This is a genomic window from Azospirillum sp. ST 5-10 (assembly GCF_051225715.1).
Classification (GTDB): Bacteria; Pseudomonadota; Alphaproteobacteria; order Azospirillales; family Azospirillaceae; genus Azospirillum.
In genome coordinates this window covers 302475-318372 of record NZ_JBPJSP010000004.1, presented here as the reverse complement: position 1 = coordinate 318372, position 15898 = coordinate 302475, and the positions used below count along the sequence as shown (strand labels likewise).

Annotated in this window: 17 protein-coding genes; 7 read left to right on the top strand and 10 right to left on the bottom strand. The window is 69.4% G+C overall.

The annotated features are described in order from the left end of the window. Window positions 1-274: 274 nt before the first annotated feature. From ACSBPG_RS07470 to radC, 5 genes are all read right to left on the bottom strand, one after another. Window positions 275-2533 carry an AAA family ATPase gene (locus ACSBPG_RS07470; protein ID WP_435536505.1) on the bottom strand — a complete coding sequence of 753 codons (2259 nt, stop codon included), beginning with the start codon at window positions 2531-2533 and terminating at the stop codon, window positions 275-277. Window positions 2534-2823: 290 nt separating this feature from the next. Further along, the gene (locus ACSBPG_RS07465) at window positions 2824-3093 is read right to left on the bottom strand and encodes a helix-turn-helix transcriptional regulator (RefSeq protein ID WP_435536504.1); all 270 of its coding nucleotides are present in this window, start codon (window positions 3091-3093) and stop codon (window positions 2824-2826) included. A 104-nt stretch (window positions 3094-3197) separates the two neighbouring features. Next, on the bottom strand, window positions 3198-3902 hold the full coding sequence (locus ACSBPG_RS07460; protein ID WP_435536503.1) for a hypothetical protein: 705 nt from the start codon (window positions 3900-3902) through the stop codon (window positions 3198-3200). A gap of 262 nt (window positions 3903-4164) precedes the next feature. Continuing rightward, the gene (zapE, locus tag ACSBPG_RS07455; RefSeq protein ID WP_435536502.1) at window positions 4165-5298 is read right to left on the bottom strand and encodes a cell division protein ZapE; all 1134 of its coding nucleotides are present in this window, start codon (window positions 5296-5298) and stop codon (window positions 4165-4167) included. Between the two features lie 71 nt (window positions 5299-5369). Next, window positions 5370-6161, bottom strand: a complete 792-nt coding sequence (gene radC, locus ACSBPG_RS07450; protein WP_435536501.1) for a RadC family protein — start codon at window positions 6159-6161, stop codon at window positions 5370-5372. Window positions 6162-6316: 155 nt separating this feature from the next. Here radC and ACSBPG_RS07445 point away from each other — a divergent pair, with 155 nt between their 5' ends. After that, complete coding sequence (locus ACSBPG_RS07445) at window positions 6317-7678, top strand: hypothetical protein (protein WP_435536500.1); 1362 nt, start codon at window positions 6317-6319, stop codon at window positions 7676-7678. Window positions 7679-7726: 48 nt separating this feature from the next. On the opposite strand, the gene map is transcribed toward ACSBPG_RS07445, so the two are convergent. Both map and sfsA read right to left on the bottom strand, forming a co-directional pair. Next, the gene (map, locus tag ACSBPG_RS07440) at window positions 7727-8545 is read right to left on the bottom strand and encodes a type I methionyl aminopeptidase (protein ID WP_435536499.1); all 819 of its coding nucleotides are present in this window, start codon (window positions 8543-8545) and stop codon (window positions 7727-7729) included. A 38-nt stretch (window positions 8546-8583) separates the two neighbouring features. Beyond that, window positions 8584-9300 carry a DNA/RNA nuclease SfsA gene (sfsA, locus tag ACSBPG_RS07435; protein WP_435536498.1) on the bottom strand — a complete coding sequence of 239 codons (717 nt, stop codon included), beginning with the start codon at window positions 9298-9300 and terminating at the stop codon, window positions 8584-8586. A 160-nt stretch (window positions 9301-9460) separates the two neighbouring features. Here sfsA and ACSBPG_RS07430 point away from each other — a divergent pair, with 160 nt between their 5' ends. Both ACSBPG_RS07430 and ACSBPG_RS07425 read left to right on the top strand, forming a co-directional pair. Continuing rightward, window positions 9461-10231 carry a competence/damage-inducible protein A gene (locus ACSBPG_RS07430; protein WP_435536497.1) on the top strand — a complete coding sequence of 257 codons (771 nt, stop codon included), beginning with the start codon at window positions 9461-9463 and terminating at the stop codon, window positions 10229-10231. A 94-nt stretch (window positions 10232-10325) separates the two neighbouring features. Continuing rightward, the gene (locus ACSBPG_RS07425; protein WP_435536496.1) at window positions 10326-10562 is read left to right on the top strand and encodes a hypothetical protein; all 237 of its coding nucleotides are present in this window, start codon (window positions 10326-10328) and stop codon (window positions 10560-10562) included. A 23-nt stretch (window positions 10563-10585) separates the two neighbouring features. On the opposite strand, the gene ACSBPG_RS07420 is transcribed toward ACSBPG_RS07425, so the two are convergent. From ACSBPG_RS07420 to ACSBPG_RS07410, 3 genes are all read right to left on the bottom strand, one after another. Then, window positions 10586-10756 (bottom strand): hypothetical protein, encoded by a 171-nt coding sequence (locus ACSBPG_RS07420; protein ID WP_435536495.1) that lies wholly within the window; start codon window positions 10754-10756, stop codon window positions 10586-10588. Between the two features lie 484 nt (window positions 10757-11240). Further along, entirely contained in the window at window positions 11241-11534 is a 294-nt protein-coding gene (locus ACSBPG_RS07415) for a type II toxin-antitoxin system RelE/ParE family toxin (protein ID WP_435536494.1), read from the bottom strand. After that, entirely contained in the window at window positions 11524-11814 is a 291-nt protein-coding gene (locus ACSBPG_RS07410; protein WP_435536493.1) for a type II toxin-antitoxin system ParD family antitoxin, read from the bottom strand. The genes ACSBPG_RS07415 and ACSBPG_RS07410 overlap by 11 nt, the downstream gene beginning before the upstream one ends. Window positions 11815-12044: 230 nt before the next feature. On the opposite strand from ACSBPG_RS07410, the gene ACSBPG_RS07405 reads away from it, so the two are divergent. The 4 genes from ACSBPG_RS07405 (at window position 12045) to ACSBPG_RS07390 (ending at window position 15898) form a co-directional block, all read left to right on the top strand. Beyond that, window positions 12045-12809 carry a TetR/AcrR family transcriptional regulator gene (locus ACSBPG_RS07405; protein WP_435536492.1) on the top strand — a complete coding sequence of 255 codons (765 nt, stop codon included), beginning with the start codon at window positions 12045-12047 and terminating at the stop codon, window positions 12807-12809. A 71-nt stretch (window positions 12810-12880) separates the two neighbouring features. Beyond that, the gene (locus ACSBPG_RS07400) at window positions 12881-13288 is read left to right on the top strand and encodes a hypothetical protein (RefSeq protein WP_435536491.1); all 408 of its coding nucleotides are present in this window, start codon (window positions 12881-12883) and stop codon (window positions 13286-13288) included. Between the two features lie 496 nt (window positions 13289-13784). Further along, window positions 13785-14921, top strand: coding sequence for an ABC transporter substrate-binding protein (locus ACSBPG_RS07395; protein ID WP_435536490.1), 1137 nt, complete (start codon window positions 13785-13787; stop codon window positions 14919-14921). Window positions 14922-15025: 104 nt separating this feature from the next. Beyond that, window positions 15026-15898: a branched-chain amino acid ABC transporter permease gene (locus tag ACSBPG_RS07390; RefSeq protein WP_435536489.1), complete on the top strand. Its 873-nt coding sequence runs from the start codon at window positions 15026-15028 to the stop codon at window positions 15896-15898.

Genomic DNA, 15898 nt, shown 5'->3' with positions numbered 1-15898 from the left:
CCCGCCCCGGCTCCGCGCTCACTCGTAGAGGGTGGGGGGATTTCCATATCCCCCACCCTCTCTATAGAGAGGGAGATTTCCGGAAACGGGTTTTCCGTTGAATTTCAATGGGTTAGGTCTGGAAACGGTTCTCGGAAACGGGCTCGGTGCATTTCCGGGGAAAACCGTTACAGATCAACTGGCTACGGAGTGATTTCCGGCCGTTTCCGGCGGAAACGTTTCCGCGGTTACCGTGGAAATCACCCTCTGGCGGAAATCCATCTAGCCAGAGTGGTTATTCTTCCGCGGCCTCCTCGGGCGCCGGGGCGCCCGGCCTGACCTCGCCGATCCCAAGGGCGAAATCGCCCGACGGGCAGTCCAGCCAGGACGGCGCACCCTTCTGCCCCTTGGCGCGCGTCTTCAGGATGCGCTGGTTGCGCAGCAGCAGGCCGCACCAGTCCTCCAGGTCGTGCCGGCTGCACTCGCGCAGATCCGGCGGCAGTCGACTGCGGTTCTGGAAGAGGCCGGCCGATCCGGTGTGCGTGAACGGGTGCCCGTTGGCGGCGGCCTTGACGATCGCGTCGTACAGAAGATCCAGCAGCATCGGCACGCGGACCTTGTCCTCCTTCGTGAGCGGCGTCATGTCGACCAGCAGGCCGGAGGCATCGCGCACGAAGGTGCGGACGGTGCGGTCGGCTGGGCCGTTGCTCTTGACCACGGCGCCATGATGGACGGCGTTGCGGACGAACTCCCGGTCCATGCCCTTCAGGATATTGCGCGCCAGCGACTCCTCGGCTGGCCACAGCGCGTAGCTCATGCGCACGCCGTCGACCAGGGCGGAGGTGCCGCGGATCGCGTCGCGCGCGCCCTCGGGACCCATGATGCGCTTGTCACCAGCCGGCTTGCGCATGTGGTGGGGGATGCAGACGAACGCGCCCGTCTCCGTCGCGAGTGATGCCAGCAGGCCGGTGGCAAAGCTGCCGGCGGCGGGATCGGACGTCACGTCGGCGTGGATGAACGACGACAGCGGATCGAACACCACCATCTTCAGGTCGGGGATCGCGAGGAGCTGGTCACGCGCCCACTTGAAGAACTCCGTCTCCGACGGCTCGTTGTTGGTGATCTTCACCAGCGGCTGCGGGCCGCCGGAGTTGGGCATGGGGATGATGTAGAGCCGGCCGCCTTGCTGCCGCTTGCCCAGCACGTCCAGACGCTCGATGCGCCGGTGCACCTCGGCCTGATCGTCCTCGGCCGTGAACATGACGACGGGGCCGAACTCCTTGATCTCGCCGCCGAAGGCCGTCGGGTGCGTGCCGGGGATGGAGCCGGGCTGGCCGTGCGCGATCTTCAGCGCCAGGTCCAGCGTCATCATGCCCTTGCCGGTGTCGCCCATGGCGGCGAGGATGCCGGCGACGGCCATGGGGAATGTCCCGTCGACGAGGAAGCGCTGTTCGGGCGCCTTGCCGACGAACACCTTGGACGCATCCCAATCGGCGAGCGCCACCAGCGACGTGCGGCGGCGCAGCTCGTAGCGCTTGGCGTCGCGCATGACGAACTCGCGCACCTCCCGGTGCGTCCACGGCCGCGAGAGCTGCTTGCCCTGCTCGTCCTTCTTCGGCCGCAGCGCGTCCGCCGCGTCCCACTTGTGGGGCATGTCGTCGGGCGGATAGAGGATGGCAACGTGGTTGGCGCCGGCGGCGATCGCCGCGTTCGCCACCTTCTCGGCGTAGTCCCACCCTGCCTTGTCCCGATCGGGCCACACGATGACGCGCTTGCCCTTCAGGGGCGACCAGTTCGTCTTGTCCGGCGGCGACTTCGCGCCCATCATCGCCGTGGTGCCGACCAGGCCGACCTCGTTGATCGCGTCGGCGCACTTCTCGCCTTCAACCAGGATGACGAGATCCGACTGCATGATGCCGGGGATGTTGTAAAGCGGGCGCAGCGTGGGCGCCTGATTGCGGCGGGCGCGGGTGTCGTAGGGCCGGTACTCCTTGCGCCTCTCGCCGGTGACCTCGTCGATTGGCTCATACCGCCACACGCGGCCCAGCTCCGCGCCGTCGCGGTCCAGGTAGATCCACTCGCCCGTCTTCGGACCCAGGTTGTCGATGATCGGATCGCGCTGCATCTGGTCCTGGATGAACGGCTCGGGCGCCGGCCGGCGGAACGGGGCGCCGACGTTGCCCAGCCATTGGCGGATGCCATCGAGCACCGCCGGCCAGTCGCGCTTCGTTTCCAGCCCGTGGGCGCCGGCCCACAGGTCGAAGATGTCGCCGCACTCGCCGGTGGCGTGGTCGATCCACTGGCCGGCGCGCTCGCCGCGCAGCTCGACCGCGAGCGATGCCCCGCGCTCGTTCTGCAAGCTGCCCACGCGGAACTCGTGCCCGTGGAAGGTGCCGTTCGGGAGGATGTTGTGCAGGAGATCCGGCAGGGCGCCGAGGAGTTGGGCGCGCAGCTCGCCGGCGTCGCTGGTGTCGTCGTCGCGTTGCGCCATCGCGTCGCTGAAGTCCAGCCACGGCAGCGGGCGCACGACGTTGGTCGAGGTGTCAAGACTCATTTTTGATCGGTCCTATGAGCCGCACAATGCAACCGGGTGAGGTGCGGCGGGGAGGGGAAGGAGATGGCGCCGGAGTTTTCGGCTGGCGGCGGGCAATGGGGCACGTCGGACGCTATGCTGCTGCTCCGGCGTGGCGGTCGCTTGGAACGCGCGGGCAATCACACGGATGGGACCCATCGGCCCTTCCCACGGAGCGGCAGAGTGAGCCGATCCCTTGGTGGGTGGTGGATGGGACCCAACTGTTCATCGCGTTGCCATACCCCCCGAGGGGGCCGACAGCGGCATGCCCTTCATCGGGCGCTTGCTTCCTCCTCGGCGCTACCAAAGCGCCGGGTATCGGCCCAGGTGGCGAGGTCGGATCTTCGGTACACCACACGACGATGCCCGAGCCGGGCATAGACAGGGCCACCGCCTTCCTGGCGATATCGTTGCAGGGTCCGCCGTGACAGCTTCAGCAGCTGCGCTGCATCGCTCTCGGTCAGGTACTCATCGCGCCGCCGATCTCGATCGGCGGCGCATATGCTGGTTGAATTCAACGATGCTGGCGTCGAGAGTTGCACTTTCCGATCCTCCTGCCGCTGGTGGGGCTGCTCTGGGGAGGCATACTGGCGATCCCTGGCGTCCAGAGGCAGGGGAGATAAACGCCCTGCTTAGAGGGGATATTTTACCCGCAGGGCGAGCCTCGCTCAGATTTTGGATCGCCGGGTATTTGCTCGGGCGTTGCATCAATCGCCCGGATGACCTGAAGCGCATTCTTGATTGTATCCCCAAGCCCTATTTTTCTCGCTTCCTGAGGGTTGGAAACAGTCAACGCAGCACGGACGAAATCTACAAATGGGCCGCCAACCCTATCGCCAAATTTGTCTTTGGATGTGCCGGCCCGGCGTCCAGTCGCCTTTTGCCAAGCGAATTCGAGTTCTTGAATGGCAAGATGAAGCTGTGTGTTGATCGGCCTTCCTCGGCCTGGAGGGGTGAGAAGGGTATGCGCGGCCCTCAAAGCGGTTGCAAACTCCCCTGTTGCGTCTGCAATGCTTCTTGCCAGGTGATACGGCTTGGAGAGGTTGTTGTTGCGAACTTCTGAAGATCGTATGAGCAGATCCATTGTTGGGTGGCCTTGAAGAAGATCTTCCATGTCCTCCCTCAATGACAGTGCTTTCTCGTACAACATCTCCACGTGCTTGCGTTGTTCGCCAGGCTTGATGGGCGGGTATTTGAAAATGCGCGAAACCTCTCCGACTGCGAACTTGAACAACTCCCGATCGGCGGCAGAGCTCGGGGCGCCGCTAACGCGTTCGACCGCTTCGCCCATTTTCTCCAACGCAGCTTCTTCTGGGGTCGGCTTTGCCGCATCCGGCTGAGGCTTTATCATTCTTATCTTCCATCGTGGGTGATGGCGCTGTGGCCGTCGACCTGGGGCAGGTAAGCGTGTCCGCGCGATATCGGGTGCCCGCCCGGACGTACGCCGGTGGCAACAGATCAGGGCTGTACCTCGTTTCAATGGGCGTCCGAGTCCTGCCGGCGGTGGCGGGCGGGATCGGTAGGAGGCCAGTCAATGAACGGGGCTAACCCGGCGTGCACCGGCGTCTGTCGTGACACCAGTGTGACACAAACCCAAGTTCTGCCAGATCAGCTTAAGGCAAATGCTGCCTCTGCAGATACTCCTCGCTCTGCATCTCCATCAGCCGGCTGACGGTGCGTTCGAACTCGAAGGCGTGGGTGCCCTCGGGGTAGAGGCGTTCGGGCGGCCCCTCGGCGGCGATGATCGTCTTCACCTTGTGCTCGTAGAGCGCGTCGATCAGCGTCATGAAGCGCTTGGCCTCGTTGCGCCGCTCGTCGCGCATGGTCGGGACGTCGTCGATCAGCACCGTGTCGAAGTGCGTGGCGATGGCCAGGAAGTCGGCGGCGCCGAACGGCTTGCCGCAGAGGTCCCAGAAATCCACCCAGGCGACGCCCTTGGCGGCGCAGGCGATCTCCACCCGCCGGCCCTGCACCAGCAGGTGGGCCGGGCTGGTCGGGGCGCCGTCGGTCAGGGCGGCGAAGGCCTCCTTCATCGCCCGGTCGGAGTCGGCGCCCAGCGGCCAGTGGTAGACCGGCTTGCCGCTCAGCCGGTTCAGCCGGTAGTCGGTGGCGCCCTCCAGCGCCAGGACGTCCAGCTTCTCCTTGAGCAGCGCGATGAAGGGCAGGAACAGCTCGCGCTGCAGGCCGTCCTTGTAGAGCTCGTCGGGCGGCCAGTTGGAGGTCGCCACGACGACCACGCCGTTGTCGAACAGATGGGTGAACAGCCGGCCGAGGATCATCGCGTCGGCGATGTCGGTGACGTGGAACTCGTCGAAGCACAGCAGCCACGCCTCCTCCGCCATGCGGCGGGCGAGGTCGGGGATGGCGTCGTCGGGGCCGGTCGTGGCGCGCCCGCGGGCCGAGCGGTGCTCGTGGATGCGGCGGTGCGTCTCCAGCATGAACTCGTGGAAATGGACGCGGCGCTTGCGCTCCACCGGCGCGGTCTCGAAGAACAGGTCCATCAGCATGGACTTGCCGCGGCCGACCCCGCCGTAGAGGTAGAGCCCCTGGGGCGGCTCCGCCGGCTCGCTGCGGCGGGCCAGGCCGAAGCGCTCGCGCCAGCCGGTGCGGCCGCTCTGCGGCCGGTACGAGGTCAGCGCCTGGTACAGGCTCTGCAGCTTCTCCGCGGCCAGCGCCTGGTCGGGGTCCGGGCGCAGCGTTCCCGTGCCGCGGCGGGCGCGATAGAGCGAAAGCGGTCCTTCGGGCATGGCCTCTTCGGGGGGCGACGGGCGGGACGGTCCTTACCTAGCGGATGCGCCGATGCGGCGCAACGCCGCGGCTACAGCAGCCCCTGCGCCTTGAAGCTGGTGTGCCGGCCCTTGCCGACGATGACGTGGTCGTGGACGACCACCCCGACCGCGTCGGCGGCCCGCACCACCTCGCGGGTCATCTCGACGTCGGCGCGGCTCGGCGTGGGGTCGCCGGAGGGGTGGTTGTGGACCAGGATGACCGCCGTCGCCCCCAGCTCCAGGGCGCGCCGGACCACCTCGCGGGGATAGACCGGGGTGTGGTCGACGGTGCCGCGCTGCTGCACCTCGTCGGCGATCAGCGCGTTCCTCTTGTCGAGGAACAGCAGGCGGACCTGCTCCGTCGTCTCGTGGGCCATGGCGGCGGCGCAATACTCCATCAGCGCCTGCCAGGAGCCGAGCACCGGCCGCTTCATCACCTGCTCGCGGGTGGCGCGCAGGGCGCACGCGCCGACGGCGCGCACCATGGCGATGCCGGCGTCGCTCTTCAGGGTCACGCCGCCGGCGCGCAGCCCGCGCAGCTTCTCCGGCGGCGCGTTGACGGCGTTCCACAGGCTGCCGAAGGTCTCGATCAGCTTCTTGGCGAGCGGCTTGACGTCGCGCCGGGGGTCCACCGCGAACAGCACCAGCTCCAGCAGCTCGTAGTCCTGGAGCGCGTCCGGGCCGCGCTCCAGGAAGCGGCCGCGCAGCCGGTCGCGGTGGCCGTGGTAGTGCGGCGTCTCCTCCTCCCCGGCCGGCGCCGGCGCCAGCGCCGGCCCGGCCCCGGTGGCGCCGGGCTCCGCCGGCGGCCGGGCGGTGGATCTGCGGGGTCTGGTGCCGTCCATGGGCGACGCGCGTCCTGCCATCGTGTGCGCCGATCATATCCTCCCGCGGACCGGTTGTCAGGCGGCGTCCCCGCAACGCGGGATTTCACCGCTGGACAAACAAAGGTTGCCGCCCGACAAAGGATGCGACCGCTGTCCAACGGTGCGGAGGACCGATGAGCATCCCGACGTCGCTGACCCCGATCGACAACAACGTGTTCGCCGAGGCGGCGACCCTGGCGCGGGCCGTCTACGAGAACGATCCCGCGCAGGTGTGGGCGCTGGCGCCGGGGTGGACGCCGCTCGGCGCGGACGACCTCGCGCCGGCCAGCGGCGTGCTGGACCAGGGCGTCTACACCAACGCCAACGCCACGGCGATGGTGGCGGTGGCGCAACTGGACGGCAAGGACACCCTGGCCATCGTCTTCCGCGGCAGCGACGACCGCCAGGACTGGATCGAGGACTTCCGCAACATCGACGAGCACGCCGAGCACCTCGCCGACCTCGTCGCCGCGGTCGACCGGCTGACGGCGACGGAATCCTTCGACCAGGTGCTGGTGGTCGGCCACAGCCTGGGCGGCGCCATGGTGCAGCACTTCATGGAGGAGCACGAGCCCGGCACCGGCCCCTACGTCGGGGTCACCTTCGGCTCGCCGGGGACCAACGGCGTCGCCGAGGCCGACCCGCGGCTGGTCAACTTCCACACGGTCGACGACCCCATCCTCTTCCTCGCCGAGAACCGCGCGGCCATCGCCGCCGCGGTCGGCGCCATGCCGCCGGCCGGGCAGCAGGCGGTGGCGCAGGCGATCGCCGACCTGATCGACGTCGATCCGCCCGTGACCGCCGACGACATCCTGGGGACGCTGCCCTCCATCACCGGCGACTACACCCTCGACGGCACGCTGATCCGTCTCCAGGGCCCGGGCGACGTGCCGCTGCCCGCCACCTTCACCGGCTTCGACCAGCTTGGCGCCGTCGATCCCACCGCCCACGCCATCGCCACCTACGCCGGCTTCATGCCGGTGCGCACCTTCGGCGACGCCGCCGGCGGAGCGTGGGAGGGCGGCGACGGCATGGACGAGAACTTCGGCCTGGGCGGCGCCGACACGCTCGACGGCGGCGCCGGGATGGACTTCCTCTACGGCAACCTCGGCGCCGACCTGGTCTTCGGCGGCGCCGGCGACGACTGGCTGCACGGCGGCCAGGGCGGCGACCGGGTCGAGGGCGGGGCCGGCGCCGATCTGGTCTTTGGCGGCCTCGGCGACGACACGCTGTCCGGCGGCGCCGGCGACGACCGGCTGGACGGCGGGGCCGGGGCCGACGTCTTCGCCGTCGCGGCGGGGCAGGGGGCGGACACCGTCCTCGGCTTCGACGGCGGCGCCGGCGACCGCATCGCCCTCGCCGCCGGGACGTCGTGGAGCGTGGATGCCGACGCGTCCGGCAACGCCGTGCTGGCGCTGGTGGACGGCGGCACTGTCACCCTGCTGGGCGTGGCCCCCGGCACGCTGCTGGGGGCCGGCTGGGTGGGCGTCGCCTGACGGCGGCGTCGGCGCGGGCGGCCGCTCGGCGGCCGTCCGCCGGAACGCTCACGCCTCGGGGGCCGGGTAGGGCGGCCTGGTGTGGCCGGCCGGCGAGAGGGTGAAGATCTCGCAGCCGTCGGCGGTGACGCCGATGGAATGCTCGAACTGGGCCGACAGCGACTTGTCTTTGGTGACGGCGGTCCAGCCGTCGCCGAGGATCTTCACGTCGTGGCGGCCGGCGTTGACCATCGGCTCGATGGTGAAGAACATGCCCTCGCGCAGCACCACGCCGGTGCCGGGGCGGCCGAAGTGGAGGACCGACGGCGGCTCGTGGAACACCTGGCCGAGGCCGTGGCCGCAGAAGTCGCGCACCACCGAGAAGCGGTGGGACTCGGCGAAGGTCTGGATGGCGTGGCCGACGTCGCCGAGCGTGGCGCCGGGCCGCACCTGGGCGATGCCGATCATCAGCGCCTCGTAGGTGACGTCGACCAGCTTCTTCGCCTTCACGCTCACCGAATCGCCGCACAGGTACATGCGGCTGCTGTCGCCGTACCAGCCGTCGAGGATCGGTGTCACGTCGATGTTCAGGACGTCGCCGTCGCGCAGCCGCTTGTCGCCGGGAATGCCGTGGCAGACCACGTGGTTGACCGAGATGCAGGAGGCCTTGGGGTAGCCGCGGTAGCCGAGCGTCGCCGGGACGGCGCCGTGGTCGCGCATGAACTGCTCGCACAGCCGGTCCAGCTCGCCGGTGCTGACACCCGGCTGGACGTAGGGCGCGATGAAGTCCAGCGTCATGGCGGCCAGCCGCCCGGCCCGCCGCATGCCCTCGAAGTCCTCCGGTCCATGCAGACGGATGCGGCTGGAGTCGACGTTGTCGTGTTCCACCAGATTTGCCTTTTCCCGTTGACGGCCGCCCGACCCGGTCACCCCTCCAGCCGGATCGGCAGCGGACGGTCCAATTCAATCGACTCGCGCGTGATCGCGCAAGACCAACACAGCGTTTCCACACCCGCCGCCACGGCTCGGCGCAGCCCGGCGGCGTAGGCCGGATCCAGGTCGGCGGCCACCCGGAAGTAGGCGCAGTCGCTCCGCTGCACAAGATAGAGCATCACCGCCCGGTGCCCCGCGGCGACCATGGCGGCCAACTCCTCCAGGTGCTTGGCGCCGCGCGCCGTCACGCAGTCGGGGAACTCCGCCGCCCGCCCGTCGCCCAGGCGGGGGCGGCGGAGGTGGACGTTCTTGACCTCGACGTACGCGGCCGGTCGGTCCTCCGCCTCCAGCAGCAGGTCGATGCGCGAATTGCGGCCGTAGCGCACCTCGCGGCGCAGCCGCGCGTAGCCGGCCAGCTCGGGCACCGTCCCGGCGGCGATGGCCGCCGCCGTCAGCGCGTTGGGGTGCCCGGTGTTGACGCCGACCAGGCCGCCGTCCGCCTCCACCAGCTCGAGCGTGTGGGCGAGCTTGCGCTTGGGGTTGCCGGAGCGCGACAGCCAGACCCGGCTGCCCGGGGCGTCCAGCCCCATCATGGTGCCGGAGTTCGGGACGTGCGCCGTCACCACCGCGCCGTCCAGCTCGACGTCGGCGAGGAAGCGTTTGTAGCGGCGCAGCAGCCGGCCTTCGAGGAGCGGGGAGGGGAAGCGCATGGGCGGCCACGCTAGCGGCCGGCCACCGGCGGGGCAAGCCCGCCGGGACGCGTCCGCCGGGAATCGGCCCGCTCCGACGCCCATGATCCATCGGCCGAGTTCCGGCGCGCGGCGATCTGTGGGACAGTGGCGGCCGCCCGACGACGAGAAGACACCCGCCATGAGCCTTGCCGAGTCCCTGAGCCCCACCGCCGCCGTGCTGATCATCGGCAACGAGATCCTGTCCGGCCGCACCAAGGACGCCAACCTGCCGTACCTGGCTGAGACGCTCGGCGGTATCGGCGTCCGCGTGCGCGAGGCGCGCGTCGTGCCCGACGTGGAGGAGGAGATCGTCGTCGCCGTCAACGCCTGCCGCGCCCGCTACACCTACGTGTTCACCACCGGCGGGATCGGGCCGACCCACGACGACATCACTTCGGCATCGGTCGCCAAGGCCTTCGGCGTGCCGCTGGAGCGCAACGCGGAGGCGGTGGCCCGCCTGGAGCGCCACTACGCCACGGGCGCGCTCAACGCGGCGCGGCTGCGCATGGCCGACGTCCCGGCCGGGGCGGTCCTGGTCGACAATCCGATCAGCCAGGCGCCGGGCTTCCGGATCGGCAACGTCTTCGTGCTGGCCGGCGTGCCCAACATCATGCAGGCGATGGTCGACGGGCTGCTGCCGCGCCTCAAGGGCGGCCCGCCGATCCACGCCCGCACCGTGAGCTGCGAGCTGGCCGAGGGGCGGATCGCCGCCGACCTCGCCGCCCTGCAGGAGCGCAACCCCGACGTCGAGATCGGCAGCTATCCCTATTTCCGCAACGGCTTCTTCGGCGTGAGCCTGGTGCTGCGCGGCACCGACGAGTCGCTGCTCGACACCGTCGCCGAGGATCTCTGCGCCGTCGTCCGCCGCCTCGGCGGCACGCCGACGCTGACCCATGGAACGAAAGGCTAAGGGGGCTGATCTTCGGTCCAACCCGGCTTGCACCCGGCGCGCTCGACCCTAGGTTCGCTTCTTGGGTGGGAACGCGGGCCGGAGCCGGGCGATCATGAAACCGTTCGAGAAGCCGCTGGTCTACTATCTTCTGCAGCATCTGGTGTCGGGGATCGCCGGCGCGGTCGTGCTGGCCACCGGCATCCTGCTGTTCGACATCGCCAATCTCGGCACCCTGGTGACCACCAGCGAGCACTGGGTGGCGGCGCTCGTCCTGCTGTACGCCGGCCTGGGCATCACCTTCGGCAGCGTCGCCATGGGGATCGGCGTGATGATGCTGGCCGAGGACTGAGCGGCCTCCTCAGAACGGGCCGCTCAGAACGGGCCGAGGCGGCCGTAGAGGAACACCAGCGCGGTGACCGCGGCCAGCCAGATCGCCGCGTTGCGCAGCCAGGGGCTGCGGCGCACCCGCGGAAGGGCGCCGGGCAGGACGATGATCGCCACCATGATGATCGCCGCCAGCCGCAGCCAGTCGTTCTCGTCCACCGCCCCGTCCTCCCCGCCGTTCCCCTCCTAGATGGGATTGCCCCGAAGCTTGTCCACGGGCCTTGAACCGACGCCTTGACCGGAGCGGCGCAAGGGGCTATGCAACCCCAGGACGCGCGCCGCGCGTCGTCGCGGACGTGGCGAAATCGGTAGACGCAGCAGACTTTGTTGGAGTGCACCCGGGGAAATCCGGGATGTAGAACCGCTCAAATTCGGGGAACGCTAACGGCACAGCCCAGGCCAATCCCGAGCCAAGCCCCGGCGATGGGGAAGGTGTAGAGACTAGACGGGCGGCACCTAAGGTCGGAAGGCTACGGTGAAGGGATAGTCCAGACCACGAACGCCCCACGGGGCGGCGGCGAAAGCCGAAGTCGGTACGAAAATCTGCTTCTTGTTCCAAGAGTGGGGGTTCGAGTCCCCCCGTCCGCACCACCGCGCCGTTGCGCCAGCGGAAGCACCGAAGGCCACCGCCGGGCGGTGCATTCTACACCCCTGTCAAGTCGCGACCGGCGTAGAGTATGCGCAGGATGGTGACGTGCCCGGCGTCGACGTGGAAGGCAACCGTCGCCCGGCCTTCGAACCCGATCACCCGCAAGCCCTGCCGGATGTCGTCCCGCGCGGTGCCGCGCTCCGGGAAGTTGGCGAGTCGCAGGCAATACTGTTCGATCCGCTCCACATAGCCGAGCGCCCGCGCCGCCCCCGCCTTCCCGGCGATACAGTCGTAAATTTCCAGAAGGTCGTTTTGCGCCTCCGGGCTGAATTGGACTTTATGGCTCACGCTCGCCCTTTTTCACGCGGTCGGCATGGCGGGCGCGAACGGCGGCAAACACCTGCGACGCTGGAATGGCACGGTCGGCGTTCCGCTGCATGGCGTCATAAGCGTCCGCCACTTCCTCCCGCAGCCAGCGTTCGACGGCGGCATCGCGCTCCTGCAAGGCGCGCAGTCCGGCGCGAATCACCTCGCTGCCCGAAGCATAGGCTCCGGACGCAACCAGCGTGTCAATATACTCCGCTTGCTCGCTGGGCAGGCTGAACGTGCGTTTTTCCGGTGATGCCATGGGCTCTTTCCGTCGAAGATCCATCTCTCCTTCAGGGTATGAAACTTTCATACCTCCGTCAAGGCGCGCCGTCGGCATCGCCGCGCGCGACCCCGCGCCATCCCGAAAACCGGTGGAGACGTGCGACCGCAGTCCGCCGCGGTGGCACAAGGGCCTTGCCGAGGGGCGCGGCAAAGGACGACATAGGGGCGGCCGGCGATGCCTGGTGGGGAGCGGGAGGAGACGCAGCGTTGAGCACGGGTCGAGCGACGAAGAAGACTCCGGAAGCCGTCACGGCGTCGCAGGACGCGGAGGCGGCGCCGAGCGGGCCGCGGCGGCGCAGCGGGCCCGGCCGTCCGGAGGGGGTCAGCAACGTGCGCGACGAGATCCTCGACGCCGCCGAGATCGAGTTCGCCACGCTGGGCTACGCCGGCACCAGCCTGCGCAACGTCGCCGACCGCGCCCAGGTGACCCAGGCCCTCATCAACTACTATTTCGGCTCCAAGTACGGCCTGTTCGAGGAGGTCTTCCTGCGCCGCGGCCGGCAGATCGCCGAGGATCGCGTGCAGCGGCTGGAGGCCCTGCGCCGAACCGGCAAGCCGCTGGCGGTGCGGGACATCGTCTACGCCTTCCTGATGCCGGCCCTGGCCATGCGCGAGACGCCGTCCGGGCGCACCTTCATGCGCCTGCAGGCCCGCCTGCACACCGAGCCGTCGGAGATCTCCTACAAGCTGCGCAACGAGGCCTACGACGTCTCGACGCGGATCTTCGCGGCGGCGCTGCGCGAGGCCATGCCGCACCTGCCGGAGAAGGACGTCTACTGGCGCATGACCCTGATGATCGGCGCCTACCTCTACGCCTTCTCCGACACCCACCGCCTCGAGGAACTGGCGCCGGGACTCTGCGATCCCAACGATCCCGACGAGATCATCACCGCCATCAGCAGCTTCGTCACCGCCGGCATGCTCGCCCCGCCGTCGGACCGCACGCCCGGGCCGCCGTCCGACGGCGCATGATCCAGGTCAAGGCGGCCGGCGGCTCCGATCCGCCATATTAATCGGACGATTAATATGGCAGGAGGCCGGTCATGTCTGTTTTCGCTCTGGCGTCGCCCGCAGGGTGGGGCGCGCGGCTCGTGCGCCGGTTGCGGGCGGCGTCGCGCCCCGACGCGCTCCGTTTCCTCGAACCTCACGACCGCCGCGCCGTCCTGGCGGAGGCGGGGCTGGGCGAGCACGATCTGCCCGTGCTGCGCCGGGCCGGCCATGTGCGGGAGCTGTTGCCGGCCGCCCTGGACCTGCACGGAATCGACGGCGCCGCCCTCGACGACGACCGTCCCGACGTCCTGAACGACCTCAACCGCGTGTGCGCCCACTGCACGTCCACCCGCGCCTGCGCCGACCTGCTGGCGGCCGGCGCGGCGCGCGACGCGCACGCGCGGCTGTGCCCGAACGCGGGCACCCTGGAATCGCTGCGCCCGCACCCCGCCTCCCGGTGACGGAGAGCGCCGGTCGGGCCTCCCGACCGGCTGACGGCGGGCCGTCATCGGCGGCCCGTCCGGCGCGCCCGCCCACCGTGCCGGTGCGCAATCTTTGATCGTTCATGCCTACTCCGGCGGCAACTGCACGCCGCGTGCGCGTCGACCGCCCCCGGGCATCCTCCGCGCCCCCTCCCCGAAAAACCGGCCGCTGTCCTCGGCTGCGCATCGTCGGCGACAGCACCGCGGCGCTGGCCCGGAACTTGCTCTCCTCCGGCGCGACGCTCGACGTCCGTCGCCGCGCCCGCGTGTCCGGAAACCGATTGACAGGGAGAAAACCCTACCGTTAGCATCGGACGAAAATTAATTGGTCGAATAATAAATGCCGGCATCAGCGTCCCTGGCGGACGATGCCGCAGCCGTTTCGGGCCGGCGCCCGCCCCGTGCGGGGGTGCGAGACGGACGGGAGTGTCGAAGGGCGTTGTCGCGAGAAAACCGTCGAACAGCGGAGGGAGAGATGAAGAGACTGGTTCTGGGAAGCCTGCTGCTGGCAGGCATCGCCGCGGCGCTTCCGGCGCGGGCGCAGGACACCATCAAGATCGGCCTGATCGAGCCGCTCACCGGCTCGGTCGCCTACAACGGCAAGTCGGTGGTCGAGGGGGCCAAGCTGGCCCTCGAGCAGATCAACGGGGCCGGCGGCGTGCTCGGCAAGCCGATCGAGCTGATCGTCGAGGACGGCCAGTGCACTCCGGCCAACTCGGTGAACGCCTTCGAGAAGCTCGTGAAGAAGGACGAGGTGGTGGCCGTCGTCGGCGCCTTCTGCAGCTCGGCCACCGCCGCCATCATGCCGGTCGCCGCCAAGTACAAGCTGCCGCTGGTCACCGGCGTGTCCTCGGCCGCCAGCCTGACCGAGCAGGGCAACGCCTACTTCTTCCGGGCCGCCGAGACCGACAAGCTGATGGCCGAGGCGTTCGCCCGCATCCTCGCCCAGGGCCTCAAGCTGACGCGCGTGGCCTACATCGGCGTCAACGACGACTGGGGGCGCGGCGGCATCGAGGAGTTCTCCCGCGATCTCTCGGGGCTCGGCGTGGAGACGGTGCTGACCGAGTACTTCGACCACGGCACCACCGACTTCTTCACGCTGCTCGCCAAGCTGCGGGCGGCCAAGCCGGACGGCGTGTTCGTGGCGGCGGAGACCCAGGACGGCTCCGTCCTGGTCAAGCAGATCCGCGAGATGGGCATCGACACCAAGGTCTTCGGCGTCGGCTCCTGGGCCACCGCCGACTTCATCAACCTCGCCGGCGAGGCGGCGGAAGGCCTCTACGCCGCGGTGCCCTACGCGTCCAGCATGGACGCCCCGCGCAACCAGGCCTTCGTCAAGACCTACGAGGCGAAGTACGGGGTGAAGCCGGGCAAGTACGGCGCCGCCGGCTACAACGCCCTCAACATCACCGCCCAGGCCATCGCGCGGGCCGGCGGCACCGACGCCGAGGCGATCCGCGCCGCGCTGCACAAGACGCAGTACGAGGCGCCGAACGGCGTCTACCGGTTCACCGAGAAGGGCCAGGCCTACGGCTTCGACGCGGTGCTGGTGCGCATCCACAACGGCACGCCGGAGGTCATCTCGACGACGCCGGTGGACGCGCCGCACTGATCCGTGCCCGGCGGGCCGGTCCGCCGGCGCGGCGCCGCACGCGCCGCGCCGGCCGGGCTCCCGGCCGGGACGCACGCACCGCCTCGGCCAACGCGAGAACGGCAATGGACCTCTTTCTGCAATTCCTCACGAACGGGCTGGTGATGGGCGTCTTCTACGCCCTCTCGGCCCTCGGCCTGACGCTCATCTTCGGCCTGATGCGCGTGGTGAACTTCGCCCACGGCGAGTTCTACATGCTGGGCGGGGTGGCCGGGTGGTTCTTCACCACCCATCTCGGGCTCGACTTCTTCACCGGGCTGGTCGTCGTGGCGACGGTCATGGCCGGCTTCGGCTGGCTGGTCGACCGCGTCCTGATCGAGCGGGTGCGCGGGCAGGGCGAGGAGCCCGGCATCCTGCTGACCATCGGCCTGTCGATCTTCCTCGTCAACGTGGTCCTGCTGGTGGTCGGGCCGGCCCCCATGAAGGTGGCCGGCGCGATCGCCGAGGGGCCGGTGTTCCTCGGGCCCGTGGTCGCCACCAAGCTGCGCCTGCTGGACGTCGGCGTCGGCATCGCCCTGATCGTCGCGGCCCACCTGATCATCCAGAAGACCCGCCTCGGGCAGGCCATGCGGGCGACCTTCCAGGACCCTATGGCGGCCAGCCTCGCCGGCATCCGCACCGGGCACGTCTACGCCGCGACCTTCGCGCTGGGCTGCACGCTCGCCGCCCTGTCGGGCATGCTGCTCGCCTCCATCTACTCCGCCCAGGCCTCGGTCGGCGGCCTGATCAGCCTGAAGAGCTTCGTCGTCGTCATCCTCGGCGGCATGGGCAGCTTCGCCGGGGCGATCGCCGGCGGCCTGCTGCTGGGGATCGCCGAGGCCATGTGGGGCGGCTACGTCGCCACCGGCATGGTCGACGTCATCGGCTTCATCCTCGTCATCCTGATCCTCCTGTTCCGGCCGCAGGGCCTGTTCTCGATCCGTGCGGAGAGGGCGTGA